The organism is Cupriavidus pauculus, assembly GCF_022179805.1.
In the GTDB taxonomy this organism is placed as follows: domain Bacteria; phylum Pseudomonadota; class Gammaproteobacteria; order Burkholderiales; family Burkholderiaceae; genus Cupriavidus; species Cupriavidus pauculus_E.
On the sequence record NZ_BPUO01000023.1, the window covers coordinates 54,603 to 75,970 of the forward strand.

Annotated in this window: 14 protein-coding genes and 1 pseudogene; 8 read left to right on the plus strand and 7 right to left on the minus strand. The window is 57.5% G+C overall.

Features of this window, described 5'->3' with window-relative positions:
• Positions 1-685: 685 nt before the first annotated feature.
• Positions 686-2,521: an RNA polymerase sigma factor RpoD gene (gene rpoD, locus MFF62_RS29005; protein ID WP_238267142.1), complete on the plus strand. Its 1,836-nt coding sequence runs from the start codon at positions 686-688 to the stop codon at positions 2,519-2,521.
• A 77-nt stretch (positions 2,522-2,598) separates the two neighbouring features.
• Here rpoD and MFF62_RS29010 read toward each other — a convergent pair whose 3' ends face one another.
• From MFF62_RS29010 to MFF62_RS29025, 4 genes are all read right to left on the minus strand, one after another.
• Positions 2,599-2,970: a hypothetical protein gene (locus tag MFF62_RS29010; protein ID WP_238267143.1), complete on the minus strand. Its 372-nt coding sequence runs from the start codon at positions 2,968-2,970 to the stop codon at positions 2,599-2,601.
• A gap of 439 nt (positions 2,971-3,409) precedes the next feature.
• The gene (locus MFF62_RS29015; RefSeq protein ID WP_238267144.1) at positions 3,410-4,348 is read right to left on the minus strand and encodes a dihydrodipicolinate synthase family protein; all 939 of its coding nucleotides are present in this window, start codon (positions 4,346-4,348) and stop codon (positions 3,410-3,412) included.
• An 11-nt stretch (positions 4,349-4,359) separates the two neighbouring features.
• Positions 4,360-5,706 carry an MFS transporter gene (locus MFF62_RS29020; protein ID WP_283205389.1) on the minus strand — a complete coding sequence of 449 codons (1,347 nt, stop codon included), beginning with the start codon at positions 5,704-5,706 and terminating at the stop codon, positions 4,360-4,362.
• A gap of 42 nt (positions 5,707-5,748) precedes the next feature.
• Positions 5,749-7,491 (minus strand): IlvD/Edd family dehydratase, encoded by a 1,743-nt coding sequence (locus tag MFF62_RS29025; RefSeq protein WP_238267146.1) that lies wholly within the window; start codon positions 7,489-7,491, stop codon positions 5,749-5,751.
• Between the two features lie 269 nt (positions 7,492-7,760).
• Here MFF62_RS29025 and MFF62_RS29030 point away from each other — a divergent pair, with 269 nt between their 5' ends.
• Positions 7,761-8,705 carry a LysR family transcriptional regulator gene (locus MFF62_RS29030; protein WP_238267159.1) on the plus strand — a complete coding sequence of 315 codons (945 nt, stop codon included), beginning with the start codon at positions 7,761-7,763 and terminating at the stop codon, positions 8,703-8,705.
• A 463-nt stretch (positions 8,706-9,168) separates the two neighbouring features.
• Positions 9,169-9,912: a hypothetical protein gene (locus MFF62_RS29035; protein ID WP_238267148.1), complete on the plus strand. Its 744-nt coding sequence runs from the start codon at positions 9,169-9,171 to the stop codon at positions 9,910-9,912.
• 336 nt (positions 9,913-10,248) lie between these two features.
• Here the strand turns inward: MFF62_RS29035 and MFF62_RS29040 are convergent, their stop codons facing one another.
• Together MFF62_RS29040 and dcm are read right to left on the minus strand one after the other, a co-directional pair.
• Entirely contained in the window at positions 10,249-10,734 is a 486-nt protein-coding gene (locus MFF62_RS29040; RefSeq protein WP_283205390.1) for a very short patch repair endonuclease, read from the minus strand.
• Between the two features lie 4 nt (positions 10,735-10,738).
• Positions 10,739-12,097: a DNA (cytosine-5-)-methyltransferase gene (gene dcm / locus MFF62_RS29045; protein WP_238267149.1), complete on the minus strand. Its 1,359-nt coding sequence runs from the start codon at positions 12,095-12,097 to the stop codon at positions 10,739-10,741.
• Positions 12,098-12,302: 205 nt separating this feature from the next.
• Between dcm and MFF62_RS29050 the strand changes: the two genes are divergently transcribed.
• From MFF62_RS29050 to MFF62_RS29070, 5 genes are all read left to right on the plus strand, one after another.
• Complete coding sequence (locus MFF62_RS29050) at positions 12,303-13,553, plus strand: type II restriction endonuclease (RefSeq protein WP_238267150.1); 1,251 nt, start codon at positions 12,303-12,305, stop codon at positions 13,551-13,553.
• Positions 13,554-13,965: 412 nt separating this feature from the next.
• Entirely contained in the window at positions 13,966-15,414 is a 1,449-nt protein-coding gene (locus tag MFF62_RS29055; RefSeq protein WP_238267151.1) for an ATP-binding protein, read from the plus strand.
• Complete coding sequence (locus tag MFF62_RS29060; protein WP_238267152.1) at positions 15,414-18,146, plus strand: Z1 domain-containing protein; 2,733 nt, start codon at positions 15,414-15,416, stop codon at positions 18,144-18,146. The genes MFF62_RS29055 and MFF62_RS29060 overlap by 1 nt, the downstream gene beginning before the upstream one ends.
• Positions 18,133-19,110, plus strand: coding sequence for a PD-(D/E)XK motif protein (locus MFF62_RS29065; protein WP_238267153.1), 978 nt, complete (start codon positions 18,133-18,135; stop codon positions 19,108-19,110). Before MFF62_RS29060 ends, MFF62_RS29065 begins: the two co-directional genes overlap by 14 nt.
• Complete coding sequence (locus MFF62_RS29070; protein WP_238267154.1) at positions 19,100-21,211, plus strand: AIPR family protein; 2,112 nt, start codon at positions 19,100-19,102, stop codon at positions 21,209-21,211. The genes MFF62_RS29065 and MFF62_RS29070 overlap by 11 nt, the downstream gene beginning before the upstream one ends.
• A 44-nt stretch (positions 21,212-21,255) precedes the next feature.
• On the opposite strand, the pseudogene MFF62_RS31000 reads toward MFF62_RS29070, so the two are convergent.
• A pseudogene (locus MFF62_RS31000) lies at positions 21,256-21,368 on the minus strand (IS30 family transposase); the annotation flags it as partial.

Below are 21,368 nucleotides of genomic sequence, written 5' to 3' on the forward strand. Positions count from 1 at the left end.
CCTTCATGTGCCGATCGTCCTGGTCGGACACGCATGTCTCATGGATGAGATCAATGCCGCCGTAGCAGCCGGCGCGCGAATGGCATGGATTGCTCGCGCGGCCATCCTTTGGAAGATCATGGCCGGGATCCTCGCGCCTTGTCGGTCTCGGTGGGCCGAGAGCAGATTTGCCGCCCAATTCGATAGCCAAATGTCCATCGGCGTGTTCGGCGCGAATCCCGTTCAATGTTTGCCAGCATTCGCTCGCCACGGAGTGGCGACGCATTGGTAATCTGTGTCCTTCACGACAGACACTCGCCTGCCCTTCGGACAGGACATGACCCGCAGACGACGCGCCTTGCATTTCCTTCAACCGTCGCTCACGGCGGTGGTCGTCGAGTAAGACGACGTGGCAGCGGGCCAGACATTCATCTGCCAGCCCGCAAGGCGCCTCCGCCTGCTCCGCGGGAGCATACCGGGTGATCGGCGACCGTACGGACACTCGTCCGGGCACCCGCTTAACGTTTATCGGCCATCCGCCCAGGAGAAAGTATTGCCAAATCCGGTTCGTGACGCCTCGGCTTCCCGTAAGACCTTGGCCACCGCAAAGACTGCTCGCGCGAAGCCCGCAGGCAGGTCCCTCTCGATTGAAATGCCGCTAGACGCTGCGCCCAAGGCGTGCCGGGACGAAGAGCGTCACCGCCAGATGCGTGCACTGATCGCTCTGGGTCGGGAGCGCGGGTATCTTACCCATGCCGACCTTAACGATCATCTACCTGACAATGTCACCCAGACCGCTGCGATGGACACCATCGTCAGTACGTTTGGCGACATGGGGGTGACGGTGCACGAACAGGCGCCCGACGCGCAAGACCTCCTGCTCGCGGACGCCACGTCTGCGGCATCCGATGAGCAGACAGATGAAGAAGCCGAAGCGACGCTGTCGACGGTCGATTCCGAGTTCGGCCGAACCACAGACCCGGTGCGCATGTACATGCGAGAAATGGGTGCCCGTGGACTGCTCACCCGCGCAAGTGAAATCGAGATCGCCAAACGCATCGAAAGCGGACTGCAGGACATGATTCAGGCCATCGCCACCTGCCCGGCCGTCGTGTCCGCGATTCTGGCCGATGTGGATCGCATTGTCGCCGGGGACATCAGCATCGATGAGTTGGTGGACGGCGTCAGCAGCGACATCGACGAAGTGGAGTCGGATGATACGGCGCAAGTCGCCGATGAAACGGATATCGAAGCGGATCCTGACGGGGACCCCTCGACAGATGATGACGACGCTCAGGTTGGATCGGACAAAGCCGAGGCCGCGCGTCTCGAACAACTGACGGCTGAAGCCTTTGCAATCTTTGCGCGCGTCCGCGCCTTGTTCGAACAGCTGCCCGACGCGCCGGTGACCGGAAAGACCCGCGTGGCGGCCTTCGCCAAGATCCGTGAGGCCATCCGGCGCGAGCTCGCGCCGGTCCGATTTACGGCCAAGACCATCGATCGGCTGTGTGCCGGCGTGCATGAACAGGTGACAGAGGTGCAGACGATCGAGCGCAGCATTCTGGAGATTGCGGTCGAACGCTGTGGCATGCCGCGCGAGGCATTTATCCAGGCCTTCCCGGGCTATGAGACGGACCTTGCCTGGACAAGCCGTATGGCGGCGACTTCGGAACAATTCGGCGCGGCGCTCGAGCGTCATCTACCGGCTATCCAGGCTGGCCAACAGCGACTCATCGAGATCGAGACGCGGGTTGCACTGCCATTGCAGCAACTCAAGCAGATCAACCGTCAGATGACTGCCGCCGAGAGGACCATGCGGCAGGCCAAGCGCGAGATGACCGAAGCCAATCTTCGGCTGGTCATCTCGATCGCCAAGAAATACATCAACCGCGGTATGCATCTTCTGGATTTGATCCAGGAAGGCAATATCGGTCTGATGCGGGCGGTGGACAAGTTCGAGTACCGCCGTGGCTGGAAGTTCTCAACCTATGCCACGTGGTGGGTGCGACAGGCCGTCACGCGTGCGCTTGCCGATCAGGCGCGTACCATTCGGGTGCCGGTCCACCTGATGGAGACGATCAACAAGCTCAATCGGATTTCGCGCGAGATGCGCCAGCAAACGGGCCAGGAGCCGGACCCTGCTGCGCTGGCCGAGCGTTTGGAAATTTCCGAGCAGAAAGTTCGTGACATCCTCAGGGTCGCGCAGCAGCCTATCTCGCTGGAAACGCCGGTGGGCGAAGAGGGCGACACAACGCTTGGTGACATGATTGAAGATAAGTCCGCGAGTTCGCCCCATGAGGCCGCTCTCCGAGGCAATCTACGTGCGGCCATCGAAGAAGCGCTGGACGGCCTATCCCCTCGCGAGGCGAAGGTCCTTCGGATGCGATTTGGCCTCGATGTGAATGCGGATTACACGCTCGAAGAGGTGGGCAAGCAATTCGACGTGACCCGAGAGCGCATCCGCCAGATCGAGAGCAAAGCGATGCGCAAGTTGCAGCATCCCAGTCGCGCCGACAAACTGCGCGGTTTTCTGGAGCGATGAGCGCGGTAATCCGGCGCCCGTGCCATTGGCGCAAGTGCACAAGCGCACAAGATCCGCAGGCAATCGCCACTCCGGCGCTACGGCGGCAGCACGGTAAGGCCAGACGCGCCGCTCGAGGTCGCTCTGCGCAGACTACGCAGGACCCCGTTCCCGTCAAATTCGAACAGCGCCGTTGACGACCGAATTTTTCCGCCAGCGAATAGCGGCCCAATGATTGGGAGGAAGCTCTCGGGATGCGTCTGGGAGGAAGCGTACGCGTAGAGGAGGATTGTCGCGCCGCTGCTGAGTTTGATCTCGGACGTGGGACTGCCCATTTGCGCGACCACATCGTCCTGGGTCGAGAACCCAACGATAAAGCTGTCCAGGTCAGCCTGCTGGATTTCTACACCGGTCGATACGCAGGCTTGCAGCAACCCACACACCGCAGTCAGCGCGAAGAGCCGGTTCATGACGTTGCGTTCCTGTTTACCACCAGCGCGATGCGCTTCTTACGCTACATTCTGGCGCCGCCACCTACGCTTGGCTGAGCGCGCATCTGACACGGGAGACTTCAACACATTGAAGTGTAGATGCAAACGTCGGCAGTCAGCCCCCAATGCGGACCCCTGCATGCCCGGAGCGATGTCGCCCAAGTCTGGCACCCGCACCCTCGAGGGGATGCGTATTTGCGACCCACAGCCGTTGCCTGCGGGCCGCAACAGGGCATCCTCTCTAGTATTCCAGACCAAAGAAAAAGAGCCTGGGCACTTCTGTGCGTTCTGGCACGTAGCGGGCCGCCTCATCTACTATGCGTACGACTGCGGACGACCGATCACGAGGTCGCTGCCGGTCAGCCGGCCCCTATCGACTGGCAGCCGTCTTCAGCCATCTCGTTGCCGGAGCAGGTCATCATGCCCAGCGCAGCACAAGCGGGTCGAGGCGTCTGGCAATATCCAGCAACTCACGGCGCGTCGCCTCAGGCATGGTCGGCATGGGGTGACGTGGAGCCTCAGAGGCGATGATTCCACCTGCCTTCATGAGCGCCTTCGCGGTCAGGATACCGCCCTGCCTGTTTTCATGGTTGATGAGCGGCAACCACTTCTGGTAGCGCTCAAAGGCCAGGTCTGACAAGCCCTCACGATGGGCTTCGATGATTGGTCGAATGCCGTCGGGAAACCCGCCGCCGGTCATGGCCCCCGTTGCCCCGGCCGCGAGATCCGCGAGCAGCGTGATGCCCTCTTCTCCGTCCCAGGGACCCTCGACCGCCGCGCCGCCCACGCTAATCAATTCTCTCAGCTTGTTGGCGGCCCCGGGCGTCTCGATCTTGAAATACGCCACATGTTCGATCTCACGGGCCATGCGCCCCAGAAACGGCGCCGTGAGTACGGTGCCACTCGCCGGTGCATCTTGAATCATGATTGGTATGTCGATCGCGTTCGACAGGTGGGCAAAGAACTCGTAGATCCTCGCTTCCGGTACACGGAATGTAGCGCCATGGTAGGGGGGCATCACCATGACCATGGCTGCCCCCAACGCCTGCGCCTGCCGGCTGCGTGCGATACAGATCTGGGTACTGTAGTGGGTCGTGGTCACAATGACCGGAACCCTGCCGGCGACGTGTTCCAGCACAGTACGCGTCAGCACTTCCCTTTCGTCATCGGAGAGCGCGAACTGTTCGGAGAAGTTCGCCAGGATACAAAGGCCATCGGACCCTGCGTCAATCATGAAATCGACGGCACGCTTCTGGCTGGCGAGATCAAGCTCCCCCGCATCCGTGAAGGTCGTCGGGACGACCGGAAAAATGCCCCGGTAGCGCGGCAGTTGGCGGGTATTTTGTTGAGTCTGCATGTCGGATCCGATCATCGTGCGCGGTGCGGCTCCAACGCTGCCCGCACCACAAAGGTCATGACTACCGCGAACACGAGCATCGCGGCGAGAAAGTACAGGCCGGCGGCGATGCTGCCGGTGGCATCCTTGATCACGCCGATGCCGAACGGGCCCAGGTAGCCACCGAGATTGGCGAGCGAGTTGATCGTCGCAATGCCCACCGCTGCGCTGGCGCCCGTCAGGAACTGGCCCGGGAGCGCCCACACGACGGCCTGAATCGAGTAGATCGAGAACGCCGTCAGGCAAATGAACAGAAACTGCAGGGCGGGCGTATGCACCCAGGCGCTGGCGGCCATGGTCAGCGCCGCGGCTGCCGACACCACGACGATATGCCAGTAACGCTCGCCCTTGCGATCTGAATGACGTGGCACCAGGTACAGGCCCACCACGGCGAACAGATACGGCACGGCCGACAGGAGGCCCGTCGTGGCATCACTCACGCCAAATTGCTTGATGATCGTTGGCAGCCACAGCGACAGACCGTAGATGCTCAGCGGAAACGGCAGGAAGAGCAGCGAGAGCAGCAGCACACGCTTGTCCTTGAGCGCCGCCAGCGGATTTCCATGGGCTTTGAGCGCAAATGTCTTTCGATCCGCAGACAATTCTCGTTCGATCCAGGCCCGGTCGCTGGCGGGCAGCCACTTGGCGTCGGCGGGCGACTCGGGAATCAGCTTTAGCGTGGGCAGACAGAGCAGTACCGCCGGCAGGCCACTCACCACAAAGAGCGTCTGCCAGTTGGACAGGCCAAATGCTCCCGGCATTGACAGGATCCAGCCCGCGATGGGGCCCGTGACGATGAGCGCAATGGGCTGTGCGAGCACCAGCAGCCCGATGATGCGCGCGCGGTGCCGCATTGGGAACCACTTGGTGAGGAAGTACAGGATGCCCGGATACAGTCCGGCTTCGGCCGCACCCAGCAAGAACCGCAGCAAATAGAACGTGGCGGCATTGTGGATTAACGCCATGGCCATGGTGATGACGCCCCACGTGAATAGAATCCGTGCAAACCAGCGGCGTGCACCAAACCGCTCGAGCGCCAGGTTGCTGGGCACCTCGCACAAGAAATAGCCGATGAAGAACAGTCCCGCACCAAGCCCGTAGGCCGCATCACTGATGCCAATGGCCGCATTCATGTGAAGCTTGGCAAAGCCCACAACCGATCGATCGATGTACGCCACGACATAAATGAGCGCGAGAAACGGGATCAGCTTGCGCGTGAGCATGCTGACAATGCGTGTCTCTTCCGCGGATGCGGCATCTGCATGGTCGTGGGGCAACGGCACAGGCTGCTCTAGCCCGGCGGTGGAGTGGCTATTCATGTTGGTCTCCTCGTCTTGTATTTGTTCGCTACACCTGAAGCTTCAGTGGGAGTGCCGCGGCACGTCGGCGCCACGACATCCCACGAGGAAGTCGAGGTCGCAGCCTTCATCGGCCTGCAGCACGTGTTCCACATAGAGACGCTGGTAGCCGCCCTTGCCTGCGCGGCTATCGGGTTCGGGCGGCCGGAAGTGCTCCATCCGATCGGCCAGTTCCTCGGGCGAGATATCCAGATGCAGCTTTCCGGCCTCGCAATCGAGTTCGATCCAGTCACCATCGCGCACCGCGGCAAGGGGTCCGCCCGCCGCGGCCTCCGGGGCGACATGCAACACGACCGTGCCGTAGGCGGTCCCACTCATGCGCGCGTCCGAAATCCGGACCATGTCCTTGACGCCCTGGCGCAGCAGCTTGGGCGGCAGACCCATGTTGCCCACCTCGGCCATGCCGGGGTAACCCTTGGGTCCGCAGTTCTTCATGACGAGGATGGAATCCGCATCGACATCCAGCGTCTCATCGACAATGCGTTCCTTGTAGTGCTCAAGATTCTCGAACACCACCGCGCGGCCTCGATGTTTCAATAGCGAGGGGGTGGCTGCCGAGGGCTTGAGCACCGCGCCGCGCGGTGCCAGATTGCCGCGCAGCACGCGAATGCCGCCGTCCTGGATCAAGGGGTTGTCCAGTGTGCGAATCACCTCGTCGTTGAAGTTCGGCGCGTCTTTGACGTTGTCCCAAAGCGACCGGCCGTTTGCGGTGAGCGCATCCGGATGCGGCAGCAGGTTCGCCTCGCCGAGACGGCGGAGCACGGCTGGCAGCCCCCCTGCGTAATAAAACTCTTCCATCAGGAACCGGCCAGACGGCATCAGATCCACGATCGTGGGCGTATCGCGACCAATTCGGGTCCAGTCTTCCAGTTCCAGCTTCACCCCGATTCGTCCGGCAATGGCCTTGAGGTGGATCACCGCGTTGGTCGAGCCTCCAATGGCCGCGTTGACCCGGATGGCATTTTCGAACGCCTCGCGCGTGAGAATCTTCGACAGGCACAGCCCGTCTTTAGCCATCTCGACGATGCGGATGCCCGACATATGCGCCAGCACGTAGCGGCGCGCGTCGACAGCGGGGATCGCGGCATTGTGAGGCAGCGTGGTGCCCAATGCCTCGGCCATGCAGGCCATGGTGGAAGCTGTTCCCATGGTGTTGCATGTCCCGGCAGACCGGGACATGCCGGCTTCCGCCGAGAGAAAATGATGCAGGTCGATCTCGCCAGCTTTCAATGATTCGTGCAGTTGCCAGACGGCGGTGCCAGAGCCGATGTCCTTGCCATCGAGCTTGCCGTTGAGCATCGGGCCGCCGCTCACCACAATCGCCGGCACGTCGCAACTGGCCGCGCCCATCAGAAGTGCCGGCGTGGTTTTGTCACAACCGGCCAGCAGCACGACGGCATCAATGGGATTGCCACGAATGGCTTCTTCCACATCCATGGCAGCAAGGTTGCGCGTGAGCATGGCGCTTGGGCGCAGGTTGGACTCGCCATTGGAGAAGACCGGGAATTCGACTGGAAAGCCACCGGCCTCAAAGATGCCCCGCTTGACGTGTTCGGCGATCTTCCGGAAATGGGCGTTGCACGGTGTCAGCTCCGACCACGTATTGCAGATGCCGATGATGGGTCGGCCATCGAATTCGTGGTTCGGAATGCCCTGGTTCTTCATCCAGCTGCGGTACATGAAGCCGTTCTTGTCGGCAGTGCCGAACCATGCGGCGGAGCGAAGCTTGGGTTTCGAGTCGGACATAAGGTTTTCCTGGCGTGTTCTGGGCTGGGGAAGCGCGATTGGGCAGCGTTCGATAGCTGGACGCGACGTGACTTCTCACTGAAGTGCGGTTGCGCGTATAGACGGAAATGCGGACGGAAATGGGGGTAACAGAAGGTTGTCTCCGTGTAGCGTCCGCCGACGGCATGCGCTTTTCTTTTCACTGGCGGCAGTGTACAAACGGCTCGGATATCCTTCTAATGAAGATTCACGCCGCTGAGATATCGAACTCGATATCAGTACAAACCCTTATGAATACGCCACCCTGGTATGTCCGCTCCCGCCTGAAAACCCGGCAGTTGCTGCTGCTGGTTGCACTTGCTGAGGAAGGCAATATCCATCGTGCAGCCGAGGTGCTGAACATGACGCAGCCGGCTGCCTCGAAACTGTTGCGCGAGCTCGAAGCCATGCTGGGGGTGGCGCTCTTCGAGCGGCTGCCGCGCGGCATGCGGCCGACGCTCTATGGCGACGCGATGATTCGTCATGCGCGTGCAGTGCTGGGTAGCCTCGACCAGGCGCAGGAAGAAGTGATGGGACTGAAGGCAGGACAACTCGGTCACGTCGCCGTTGGCGCCATCACCTCGCCTGCCGTCAAGCTTTTGCCTCAGGCGGTCGCTGTTCTCAAGCGCGAGCACCCGGGTCTGCGCGTGTCGCTTGAAATCGAGAACAGCAACATCTTGCTCGACAGGCTTGCGCAAGACAAGCTGGACCTTGTCGTAGGCAGACTGTCGGCCGAGCATGACAGGCTGCCACTGGGATACGAGCCGATTGCCGGAGAACCCGTTTGCGTGGTGGCGCGCCCTGGCCACCAACTGTTTGAGACGCATGAACTGTCGTTAGATGCCGTCCAGCGCGCTTGCTGGATCGTGCCGCCTGAAGGCAGCGTTCTGCGTCATCGATTTGACCTGATGTTCAGGCGGGCGAGTCTTGTGCCGCCCACCGATGTCGTGGAAACGTCGGCGCTGCTGTTCGTTACACAGATGATCGAACAGAGCGACATGCTCGCGGTGCTGGCGGCGGACGTTGCCGAATACTATGCACGGCACGGCATGGTAAAGATCTTGCCGCTTGATGTGCCCTGTCACATGGATGACTTCGGCTTGATTACGCGCACAGACCGGCTTCTGTCGCCGGCTGCACAACGCATGACAGAGGCACTTCGTGCTGCCACGCGTAACGTCTATGGCGTCGCATGACTAAGACCGACTCAACATCCGGTGTCTGAACGACGCCATCGCAAAGAAAACGCAATCGGCCGAGATTGTTCGATTGTTAAACGGCATTACAGAAATTGTATACCGCTGCCCCGCCCACCCGAAGTGCGTGCCGACTGTCAGCCGACGGCGATTCTGCGGCCGCGACTCATCACTTACCGGTTAGCGCGCTCTGGACGACGAGCAGAAAGGTAAATGTCCCGACCCACTTCCGTGGGGATTAGTAAATCGCCGCGCTGCCGTAAATGCACGTAGAGCATTTATTCGTCGTTTGAGGGAATCAAGAAGGTATATTTTCGGCTCGAACCGAATATTGCAGCTGGCGAGATTACCCAAATCGTGATTGAATATTGAGGCTTTACTGAGCGGCGGTATGTAGGTTTAAGTACTATACGTCGCTCTATTTTAACTAACACGAGAAACCTCCGGAGGGGGGCGATTGCCAATGCAGCAGCAAGCGGATACGAGACCAATCGTACGACCCGAAGATATTGCCGAGGTATGGGAAATAGTTCAGCAGATGACCAAGCGAAAGGTGGACAAACCCAAGCCGTCCGTCTGGATACAGAAGCTAGACCAAGTCATTCTCGTCACGCAAGAGTCATGGGTCGCTGGATATGTTGTCCTTCTTCTTATAACTGCTCTCTTGTGGTTACTCCCGAGTTGGCCGCTCGGCGCTACGGCACTGGCTATCGTTGCCTTGGTGACTCTTCTCATCCAAGCAATGCTTGTGCTGGTAATCATCCGAGGCACTCCGAGTGTAGTCTCTTATGTAAAGAGGCCCACAGAAACGATTTTGGAACTAGTTGATCAGGCAAGTCGAGCCGATCTTAGCGCAACGAATCGCTTGGCGCGCTGTGAACGTGAGGCTATTGAATATGTACTGGCACAGTTTCTCCACCAACGCTTGGCTTTTGAGGCGCGCGGCTCAATGCTAGGCGGCCAGCTTGAGAAGGTTGGCATGTTTCCCGCTCTCGCCGCATCGGCCGGTGGAGCAATCGTTCTATTCAACAGTTCATATCCGTGGCTAAGGGGATTAATCTTCGTCGTCCTCGCAATGTACTTTCTGAAATTTTTTAGCTACGGCGTGACCCAAGAAATGGATCGAGTGATTGCGCTCCTCAAGTACAGCTTGGAGGCACGTAATCGGATAGAAAAAACGAAGGCCAAGCAAATCGACAATGCATAACGTTTTCGCACCGTTTTCAGACTACGCATCGAAGGTCACACCAGCTTAGTCTCTAGTTTCGAGTGCAAAATCCGTGACGAAATTTTTGTGAGCGTCGGCGCAAGCCACCTGGCGCCAAGAGTAACCGCTCGCGGCGCAGTCTAACGAGAGTTGCGGGCGGGGGTTCCTCCGGGAAGTGGTGCGTATCTCGCCTAAATCCGAGCTTCGCGGCAATTTTAGTTGAAGACTCCACGGCCTTGACAATCGGTAACCAAGTCCGCGTCTCACTTGCCGTGTGATAGTTGAATATTATGCTGCTGGCGCTTCAGCCGAGTTCCGACAGATCTGAGCGTCATTTTATCGCTGCCCCACCGCATCGTTGATCGGGCTTCGCCCACGCAATTCAAGCACCCGGGAACGCCCATCGACGAGCCATGCAGCCAACTGCTCCACGACATCTGTGAGCATCAGTCGACTGCGCCCTCTTAATGCGCACTCCCAGACAGTGGCTACTCTCCAGCCCTCCTTTTCCAAAGCCTCGCAAGAGAGTAAGTCGCGGCGGACGTTAGCTTCGATTTTGGCCTGCCAGAACTCGGTTCTGGTCCCCGGCAACCTGAACATCGGGCATTGGTGTCCGTGCCAAAAACATCCGTGCACGAACACCACCGCAGAGTACTTGGGAAGCACGAGATCGGGAGTCCCGGGCAGCTTCCTGTTATGCAGCGTGAAGCGGAATCCCCGGGCATGAAGTGCCCGCCGGATCTGCAGTTCCGGCGCTGTATCCTTATGACGAATCGCCCGCATGTTGCGCGAGCGGACGGCGGGACTGTGTACGTCTGCCAATGGCCTATGCAGCAATACGGCTTGCCTGCGCTGCCTTCGCTTTGGCTTCGAGGATCCGCGATTTCATCAGCTTTGCCACGGCCGCAAACACAGGAACGACCACGGAATTGCCGAACTGCTTGTATGCCTGCGTGTCCGATACCGGTATCCGGAAGGCCGATTCGCCTACGCCGTCGTATCCCATCAGACGAGCACATTCACGAGGAGTTAGACGACGTGGACGGTTCTTGATGTTTGACGGATGATGGAAGTCCTTCTTCGGATTGAATCCGCGGTCAACCAGAATCTCTGACCCATCTTTGTAATAGCGTGCAGACAACGTACGGGTAACGTCCCCCCCGTTGACCAGCCCATAACCGAAGCCGTTTCCTTTGGCCTTGTGCTTCAGAGAATAGTTAAACAGGTACTCCCAAAGCTTAGGCGTCAGGATGTACTTATCTTCCACCTTTTCCTCAAGGATATCAGCAAGCTTCGGCTTCTTCGCAGGGAACGTCTTCTCCACGTCCCGCAGCGAAAATCCTTCATGCACTCCGAGATCTTTTCGGAAACCAACGAGCACGATCCGTTCGCGGTGCTGCGGCACAAAGTGCTGGCCGTCAATAATCTTCGGGTCATCAGCACCATCTGCCTCTACGTCAGCCACCCAGTAGCCAAGCTCCTCCAAGGCCTCGGTGATAACTTTGAAGGTTCTACCCTTGTCATGACTCTTCAGGTTTTTGACGTTCTCCAGCAGAAATGCAGCTGGACGTTTCGCCGCAATGATACGAGCCACGTCAAAGAATAGCGTGCCTTGAGTCTTGCACTCGAACCCATGAGCACGCCCGAGCGCATTTTTCTTAGACACGCCGGCAATGGAAAACGGCTGGCAGGGGAAGCCAGCCAGCAACACGTCATGGTCCGGGATGTCGGCGTCAATCAGGCGGTACGCTTGGTCCTCAGTAATGTCATCCCGATCGCTTCTTGTGACCTTGCGAATATCGTCATTGAAGGTATGAAAGGCGGGGTCCGAATAATAATTCGCCTTGTATGTCCGCACCGCCGGCGCATTCCATTCACTGGTAAAGACACACCGACCGCCGATGTTTTCGAAACCGCGGCGAATCCCGCCGATCCCCGCAAACAGGTCAACGAAATCAAACTCATAGTCCGGGTGGGTACGAGGCTTCTCGGGAAGAAGCTCCTCCAGGGCCCGGAACTCCGCATACGTCAGCGACGGATCGGCTTTGCCGTTTGCCCATCGGTTGATGGTTTCTCGACACAAGCTGCTCGGCAGTTTACTGTTCAAATGTGCTGCAATCGCCTTTTGATCATAGATCTCGAGCAATTGCCTGATGAGCGCTAGTTCTTCGTCGCGGGCGTTCATGTGCGTGCTTCTCCGGGGTGCTTATTTGGTGACATGATATCACTCATTTGACCCAGCGGTTACCCCACCACGAGCTGTAGACGGCCAGGCGCGCAGCGCATACCCCCGATCAGACGCATTGACGCAGCGTATTCTGCATAGGTACGCTCCGAACGCAGACGGCTTACCACGAAGGCACGCCGCTCCCTCTGGTCAAAGGTGAGACGTGAAACAAGGCGCATTATCGGATTATTTTGCCGGGGTCGGCACAAAGATTCTCCAGGGCACCGAAATCGACCCAGCGGTTTCGAATGGCCATGAGCTTCAGGGCATTGATGTGTTTCGAGCATTCCTCGGAACACCCACAGAAAAAGCGTCGATTCCGGTTACCTATGTCTGGCTCGAGGACGATGCCGAACCGGCAAGCCTTGCGCGGCACGGCACTTGGTACGATAGCCGCCGGGGCAAATCGCACCGCGGCGCCGAGTACAGACTGTACTATCCAGCCGCCGCAGAGGACGTCGTCTACCGTGCCAAAGCCGGGGACAGACTTTTCTTGTGCAAACCCCAAGAAGGCCCCCTCCTGGCGCTCTTCTGCAAACGGCAAAGCACGATCGAGCGCCAGCTTCTCTGGCTCTTCGGCCTGCAGGAGAAGGACAATACTGAACTGCTACAGATCGACTTGCGAGACGTCGGAGGACGCCACCTAGACATTGCGGCCCGCCACGTTCTTGAACTGATTAATGTCGAAGTCGCGGCGTCTGAGGAAAACCTGCTAGAGAAGCTTCTCAAACACTTCAGAGACGCGCGAGAAAACGTGTTTCCCTCCACTGTCAAGTTTTCTGATTTTGCCAGGCGCATGACAACGGACGCCGATCCGATTGCGGACCCTGATGGTGCGCTGCTGTCTTGGATGGATCTGGAAGAGCGGCTTTTCATGACGCTCGAAAGGCACTTCGTCGGACAGCGACTGCAGCAGGGGTTTGTTGTAGCCGGCGAGCCCGACGTCGAAGCTTTCGTGGGTTACTCCCTTTCGGTGCACAACCGTCGAAAATCACGCGCGGGGTGGGCATTCGGAAATCATATTGAAGCGCTTCTGCGCGCGCACGACATAGTATTTAAGCGAGAAGCCAGGACAGAAAAGCGCAATGGGCCGGATTTTCTGTTTCCCGGAGAGCTGGAATATCACGATGCGTCGTTTCCTGCCTCACAGCTCACGATGCTGGCGGCGAAAACCTCCTGCAAAGATCGTTGGCGGCAGGTCTTGGCTGAAGCCGACCGAATCCCGCCGAAACACCTGCTCACGCTGGAACCAGGAATCTCGCTAGCCCAAACCTCAGAGATGCGGCGGTCCAACCTGCAGTTGGTCTTACCGCTTGCGCTGCACGAATCGTATCTCCCGGAGCAACGTCCAGAACTGCTGAACGTGGCGGGACTTCTCGAACTTCTGCGACGTCGCAGCCTGTCCGCACAGTAGCAGTCGCACCGCAAACGGTCCCCGACTCCCGGACGGCGCGCACTCCAGCAGGTTCATACATACCGTTCACCCGGTGATGGATTTTCGGGCTCCGATGGGAAACTGGCCTATCCGTACTTGGGCTAGTGATTCTTGGTCTGGCACCTCCACGTGGACATATGTATGTATGGTCCGAAAAACTCCCGTAACGCAAATCAATGGCTCGGAGTGCCTCTGCCGCGTCCCTTCGCGACGCACAGCTAGAATGCTAAGCACTCCAATGGAGTTCGACCTTTGTCCGGCAGGTTCTTCTTTTGCGTGTCCCAGGCGATTCGACTCAGTGACAATTCAGACTCGGAAACCTTAGAATCGCTGGGCGCGTCACATTTTTCCCCCGGCTCTGCCCGCATTTATTCACAGGAGGTCATCTATTTTGACTGACACTTTGGAAGTGCTCCCGGATCCAGTAAGCCTAATCGAATCCATGCGAGCGATTGGCTATACAACAGAAACTGCGGTGGCAGATGTTATCGACAACAGCATTTCTGCCAACGCCTCTACCGTTCGCATTGAATACGATGCATCCGAAGAACCGTTTGTAGCCATTCTTGACGATGGTCACGGTATGGATGCCGCCGCACTGACGAACGCAATGCGACACGGAAGCCGCAATCCGGCGGACCTCCGATCCTCGCACGACCTTGGCCGCTTTGGACTGGGTCTGAAGACGGCATCCCTGGCACAGTGCCGCAAGCTCACCGTCGTAAGCAAGCAAGGGGAAAATATTCATGCGCGATGCTGGGATCTCGACTTCGTGCAAGTCGAGAATCGCTGGGTCGTTGTAGTTCCTTCTGCGAACGAGCGGAAGACGCTTCCTATGTACGAACATCTTCTGGCGCAGAAGAGTGGAACGCTCGTAGTTTGGCAATCCCTCGACAAGCTCATGGCCGGCTCGTCCAATCCTGTCGAAGAGATGAAGAGCCGCATGTCGGAACTCCACAGCCATCTCTCCTTTGTCTTTCATCGGTTTACCCGCAAGGAAGGCGGCTTCCCAACCGTCGACATCATCGTTAATGGATTGAAGCTGAAGTCGCTGGATCCCTTCCTAAAGGACAACAGTTTTACTCAACCTCTGGAAGGGCAAGAGATCCGGATTGAGGATGAGCTGATCGCCGTGCAGCCATATGTTCTCCCGCACATAACCCATCTGGCCGGAGATCAAATCGACATTGCCGGCGGCCGGGAAGGACTTCGCAGCAGTCAGGGATTTTATGTTTACCGGAATCGGCGACTGGTTATTTGGGGCACGTGGTTCAGGTTGGTACCGAAGGAAGAATTCTTCAAGCTCACGCGTGTTCAGGTAGACATTCCTAACTCCCTCGACCATCTTTGGGCCCTCGATATCAAGAAGTCCGCGGCCTATCCGCCTGACATCATCCGGAACCGACTGCGCGATCTCATCCCGCATTTCGCTAATACCAGCCGGACGACCATCACGTATCCGGGAAGAAAACAGAAACACCAGAACGGCTTTTACCCCCTTTGGGAAAGAGTGGAGCCGTCCCACGGTACCTTCCGTTACCAGATCAATCCGGAGCATCCGGTGATCCGAAAGCTTTCGGACAACCTCGACCCAGACGCGCATAAATCGCTGCAGCATATTCTCGAACTGATTGCTGCCGCGCTTCCGTTTGAATCCATTTATTCTGACATGTGTTCGGACAAGCGATCGGGGAACAAGGACAACCAGCTAACCGAAATCCTTATGCTGGCCGGAAAAATAATGGAAATCACGAAGCTCAATCTACCGACCGTGCTGAGCCTTGATCCCATTGCAAGATTCCCGCAATACCACGACGTCCTTTACAAGGAACTTGGCTGATGAATGATTATTCAATGGACCATGTGGGCATGGCGATGAGCATCATCAACGGGCGCCCGCTGACCGACGCGCTCCTTGAAGAGGTCTTGAGTATGCTCTCCAAGATAGATGCAAAACTTGGCCAGGATGAGCTGAAGCGGGTACGCAACAAGCTTGAATCGACGATTGGCATTCGGATGTCCGTTGGCGAGGTCATGCGCGAAAGCGCTCACGCGCCGTGGGTGTCCGACGCCAAGGGCACGATCGAATGGCACTATTGGGACAGCTACAAGCGGCTGCTTGCATCGCAGGGCTGGAGTCCGAAGGTGGTCCAAGTGCTCGACGAAGACACAGACAACATTCTGACCGAATGTGGCAACCCCGCATGGAATGGTTCTTGGGCCATTCGTGGGCTGGTCATGGGCGATGTGCAATCAGGAAAAACCGCTAGCTACAGCGGATTGATAGCGAAAGCTGCAGATGCGGGTTACCGAGTGATCGTTCTGTTGACAGGCATGATCGAGGACCTGCGCCGTCAGACTCAGGAGCGACTGGACTCTGGATTCGTCGGTCGGGACAGTCGCGATATCCTGGGAAGCCGGAACACGCAGGCAATTGGCGCAGGCATCTATCGAAACAAATCGGCGAATGTCCTAACGTCCGTGGATTTCGACTTTCTGGCGAACAATGCGAAAGTTCTCGGGATCCCCCTTGCCAACATCAATGAGCCGATCCTGTTCGTCATGAAGAAGAACAAGGCTCCCCTTGAAAACCTGAAGGGGTGGCTGGAGTCGCAACTGAAGCTGTCGGGACATTCAAAGCACCAACTGCCATTGCTTGTCATTGATGATGAAGCGGACAATGCATCCGTTAACGTGCGCAAGGAGGGGGAGGAGCCTGCCACGATCAACCGTCTCATCAGGGGCATTATTGAAAAATTTTCTTGTTCGTCGTACGTCGCGTACACGGCAACGCCGTTTGCGAACGTCTTCATCAATCCGGACGACGAGACGGATCTTTTTCCATCCAACTTCATATATAGCCTGAACACTCCATCGCATTACATCGGTGCCAGCAGTATCTTCCTCGAGGGTGGCAATCACTACCATCAATTGAAGGACATCGACGATGCCGAAGCCAGCTTCCCCTATGTCCATAAGAAGGATCACCCGGTCGGCGAGCTCCCGGATAGCCTGAAGAATGCTGTGCGAGTGTTCCTCCTGAGCTGTGCGGTTCGCGATATCCGGGAGGAGGAGCTGCGCCATCGTTCCATGCTCGTCAACGTCAGCCGTTTTACCGACGTGCAGGCTCGCGTGTCGGAAAAGCTGCGTTCGTATCTCTGGGGCCTCCAGGAAGAGATACGCCAATTCCTGCTAAGCACGTCGTGGCGCAATCATCCTGATCTGGCCGGGTTGGCATCCCTTTGGCAGCACGAGTTTTCCGATACCGAGGTAACTTGGGAGCAGGTCAGGCAACGGCTTTACGAGGCGGTTGCATCAATCAAGGTCGTGACCATCAACCAGAAATCCGCGCCGGACGAAAAACTCGATTACTCCCGATTCAAGAATACCGAAAAGGGCCGGCGTGTGATTGCGGTTGGCGGTCTGACGCTGTCGCGCGGTCTGACCATGGAGGGTCTGTGCGTCAGTTACTTCTATCGTAATTCAAAGGCCTACGACACGCTCCTTCAGATGGGACGATGGTTCGGTTACCGGCCGGGATACGAAGACCTCTTCAGAATCTGGATGGACAGTGATGCTCAGGACTGGTACGCGCACATCGCAGATGCAGTGACCGAGCTGCGTACAGACTTCAAGCGCATGAGCGCTAACCGGCTCCCGCCTTCGCAGTTCGGAATTCGCGTCAAGTCCCATCCCGACACGTTGATCGTGACGGCCCAGAACAAGATGCGGACCGCCCGCGAAGTGGCTCATTCTGTATCCTTCAGCGCGTTTGGGGCGGAAACACCCATCATTCCGAAGTCGCCGGACCTTAACATGCAGAACGTGAGCCACGTCGCGGGATTCGTGCGCGGGGAAGGTGCGCCAAAGCTAGCTGGCAACCGATATGTATGGAAGGGCATTCCGAAGAAGCGAATTGCCGCCTTCCTTTCTGAGCTCAACATCAGCAACATGAACATGCAGTTTCTGCCCGATGCAGAAGAGGGTGATCGGCCGCTGGTGCGCTTCATCGAGAAGAATGGCTACCCGCAATTGGATCATTGGGACGTCTGCATACCTCAAGGTCTGGGAAATGAGGTGCCTGGACTCGACGTACCCCTCTCCGGCGACAAAGTGGGAACCGTGCGTTGCCGGAAGCGCCAGTTCGAACGAACAGCGAAGGGAGCTCCCTATCTCAGGCTCAACAAACAGCGGGTCGGGGATACAAGTGATGAGCGGGTGGAGATGCCGCAATCCCAAATCAACGAGGCAGACCTCGCCTGGCAGAAAGAAATCGAGAAGGATACGAAGAAGGGAAGCAGCACGCCGGGATACATGTATCGGCGTTATCGTTCCACGCCGTTGCTCACGATCCACTTTATTCAATGGGCGGTGCCAACTGGAAAGAACCCGGAGAAAATGCTGGGCGAAGATGAGGTTGGCTCCGACCCCAAGGTCGCGATCAGCCTCAGCTTCCCGGACTTTGATCCTCTGTCCAAGGGCGAGAAAGTCGTCTATCGGCTGAACAAGATTGCCCTGCGCGATCTCTTTGGCGAAGAGGAGGAGGAGGAGGACGACAATGACACGGATTGAGAGCCTCTGGCAGACCATCCGACAAGAGGCAGCCGGAAGCCGGATCCCCGAAGGAGAGTTCAGACTGGTTCGCATCGATCTTACTCATGCATTCGAAATCTATGCCGGCGTGGACGGGACCAGCTCGGTTATGCTTGCGGTGGGCGTCAGCGGTCGCCCACCGGTCATCGATGCCGACTCCGGCGCATTGAATTACATTCGCGCCCAGCGTGCCGGCGGAAATTGGATCATGGCGTTGAGACTGGCGGGCGTGGGCCTGGAGCAGGTGTTCGGGCGACTTTGCCAAGATTTGATCGACACGGCAGCGCATGTGCCGACTGAAACAGCCCTTGTCTCGCTGTTCAGGGAGCGCCTGCTGCTGTGGAAGCGGCTTTTTCGCGACGGCAGTTCAGGGCTGCTGCAGAAGTTCCAGATCAAGGGCCTCATTGCCGAACTGCTGGCGCTGGAAAGCTTTATGATCGACTACCCGGAGGACCCCGCCGTGGCCGTTGTGTCCTGGATCGGTTCCTTTGGTGCCGACCAAGACTTCTTGTTTGCGGATCACGCAGTGGAGATCAAGGCCATTTCGCCGGGGGCCGAAAAGGTAAGCATCGCGTCAGCGGCGCAATTGTGTGCGGAAGTCCCTTTGGAGCTTCATCTGTACGTATTGCGTGATTGCACACCGACGGAGCCGGGAGCGATCAGTTTACCTGTTCTCGTCAACCGTATCGAGCAGCGGCTCGCAGAAAGACCGGATGCACTTAACGCCTTCCGAACTAGGATGATGGAAGCCGAATACGTCGAGCACGACCATTACCTAGGCGTGTCGTTTACGCTCATGGAAACAAGGCGCTACGCCGTGTGCGACGACTTCCCGCGACTCGTCAGGTCGAAATTGCCCGATGCGATTGCCGACGTGACCTACTCAATTATGCTTTCGTCGATTGCACCATTCCAGATTCCGGAGAATTCCGATGAAGTCTGAAGATTTTCTCGGCGAGCTGAATCAGCTCGTAGCGCGCCGAAGCAAAGCCAATCATCTTGTGGATACCTTGGCCTTCGTCAACGAAGTAGCCGAACGGCTCGAGGGAGACCCGGTATTTGGTGAGTTTGAACAGGTTGAGTATCGGGGTAGCGGTCCCTGGAACAGAACGCTGAAACTGCACGGATTCACCCGTCCGGACGAGTCGGACGGCAGCATCGGTATCGTCCTTGGCAAATGGGAAGAGATCTCCGCACCCTCGACGATTTCCAAGACAACCGTGGATCAATTGTCAGCGTGGATGGAGAATTTCGTTCACGAGGCGATCGAGAACGATCTCCACGAAAACATTGCGGAAGCCAATCCCGCCTATGAGCTTGCGCTGCATCTTTGCAATAACGCCCGAAGCATCAACCGAATCCGCCTTCACGTTCTCACGAATCTGACGTTAAGTAGTCGATTCAAGGAAGAGCTATATGGCGAAGTCGCCGGAATTCCTCTTGAACGGCACATCTGGGACCTTCAACGGCTGTCGGCTGTCTACCAGTCCAGTCGTGAGCGCGAAGCCGTCGAGATCGATCTCGAAGAGCTTGGAGGAGCCGGCATACCTTGCCTCGAGGCCGCACGGGCCGAGGATCTATGCTCGTATCTATGCGTGATTAAGGGCGATCAGCTGGCGAATCTCTTTGACCGCTACGGCAGTCGTCTTCTTGAAGGCAACGTTCGCTCGTTTCTTGGCATGAAGGGCGGCGTGAATAAGGGCATTCGCTCAACAATCCAGGATGAGCCCGGCTTGTTCTTCGCATACAACAACGGCATTGCAGCAACGGCGTCCGACGTGCGGGTGGAATCGATGCACGGACAGCTAATGATCACGGGGCTCACGGATCTCCAGATCGTGAATGGCGGACAGACGACTGCAAGTATTCTGAATGCACGCAAGAAGGATCGGCTCAGTTTGGACGGGGTTTCCGTGCAGATGAAATTGACCCGGGTGCTGCCAGCAAAAGCGCAGGAACTAATTCCCTCCATCGCCGAATTTGCCAACACCCAGAATAAGGTAGCGGCGGCCGATTTCTTTGCGAATCATCCATTCCACCGGAAGATGGAAGAGATTTCCCGGCGCCTACTCACACCCGCAAAGGCCGGTCAGCGCATTCAGAGCAAATGGTTCTACGAGCGTTCACGCGGTCAATATCAGAACGAGCGACTATATCTCAGCAAGTCTGAAAAGGCGGCCCTTGAGAGCGAGTATCCGCCGAATCAACTCATCAGCAAAACTGATCTTGCCAAATACGCCCACACGTGTGGCGAGAGGCCATATTGGGTCAGCCTCGGTGCGCAGAAGAATTTTTCGAAGTTTGCCACCATGTTTTCGAGCAAAAGCACCGACTTGAGCGAAGCAGAAAATTGGGAACGCATCAGCCCGGACTACGGGGACGACTATTTCAAATCAATGGTCGCGGTGGCGCTGATTTGGAAGAAAATGGAAGATATCGTCGATTCCGGACGCGGAACCTGGTACGAGGGGGGGTACCGCGCCAACATCGTTACTTACACAATCGCCAAGCTATTTTACGACGTAAGAAAGGCTGGCGGAGAAATCGATCTGGAGCGCGTCTGGAACAATCAGGATGCTGGCCCGGAGATCGCAAGTCGCCTCGATCAACTGGCTCCGAGCATCCAAGCGTCGCTGCTTCTTCCTCCGCCTGGTGTGAAAAACGTTGGTGAATGGTGCAAGAAGGATGCATGTTGGGAAAGCATTACTGCACTGCATCTACCTTGGGATGACAGCATTCGAAAAATTGCAATTGAAAAAGATGCATTCCAGGAAAAGAAGGTCGAGGCTAAGAAGCAAGGACAAGTCGACGACGGTATCGACCTTCAAAAACAGCTGCTTGATCTGACGGCGGCCGGATATTGGACCTCACTTCACGCATGGTCTCGAAAGACCAGTCACCTGTCCCCAGGGGATTTGAGCCTTGTCCTAAAGGCAAGTACGATACAGGGGTTTCTTAAGATCACCCTGGAAAAGGACAGGAAGAGGCTTATGATCCTCAAGAAATCTGCTGAAGATGAAGGCTTTCGCCATGCAGGAAAATAAGCGACACCAACGTCGACTCCGGTCGGCCGTGGCGGTCTCAAGAGTCAAGTGCAACGTTTAGCTAGTTTTTCGGCTTCCAGTTCCTTGGCCATTGCCTCTTCAGGCGTATCCCAGCCGAGTGTTTGACGTGGCCGTCCGTTGAGCAATTTGGCAATAG

Excerpts from the sequence above, each read along its gene's own strand:
- rpoD (WP_238267142.1), top strand. The coding sequence starts at position 686 with ATGCGTGCACTGATCGCTCTGGGTCGGGAGCGCGGGTATCTTACCCAT.
- MFF62_RS29010 (WP_238267143.1), bottom strand. The coding sequence starts at position 2,970 with ATGAACCGGCTCTTCGCGCTGACTGCGGTGTGTGGGTTGCTGCAAGCC.
- MFF62_RS29015 (WP_238267144.1), bottom strand. The coding sequence starts at position 4,348 with ATGCAGACTCAACAAAATACCCGCCAACTGCCGCGCTACCGGGGCATT.
- MFF62_RS29020 (WP_283205389.1), bottom strand. The coding sequence starts at position 5,706 with ATGAATAGCCACTCCACCGCCGGGCTAGAGCAGCCTGTGCCGTTGCCC.
- MFF62_RS29025 (WP_238267146.1), bottom strand. The coding sequence starts at position 7,491 with ATGTCCGACTCGAAACCCAAGCTTCGCTCCGCCGCATGGTTCGGCACT.
- MFF62_RS29030 (WP_238267159.1), top strand. The coding sequence starts at position 7,761 with ATGAATACGCCACCCTGGTATGTCCGCTCCCGCCTGAAAACCCGGCAG.
- MFF62_RS29035 (WP_238267148.1), top strand. The coding sequence starts at position 9,169 with ATGCAGCAGCAAGCGGATACGAGACCAATCGTACGACCCGAAGATATT.
- dcm (WP_238267149.1), bottom strand. The coding sequence starts at position 12,097 with ATGAACGCCCGCGACGAAGAACTAGCGCTCATCAGGCAATTGCTCGAG.
- MFF62_RS29060 (WP_238267152.1), top strand. The coding sequence starts at position 15,414 with ATGAATGATTATTCAATGGACCATGTGGGCATGGCGATGAGCATCATC.
- MFF62_RS29065 (WP_238267153.1), top strand. The coding sequence starts at position 18,133 with ATGACACGGATTGAGAGCCTCTGGCAGACCATCCGACAAGAGGCAGCC.
- MFF62_RS29070 (WP_238267154.1), top strand. The coding sequence starts at position 19,100 with ATGAAGTCTGAAGATTTTCTCGGCGAGCTGAATCAGCTCGTAGCGCGC.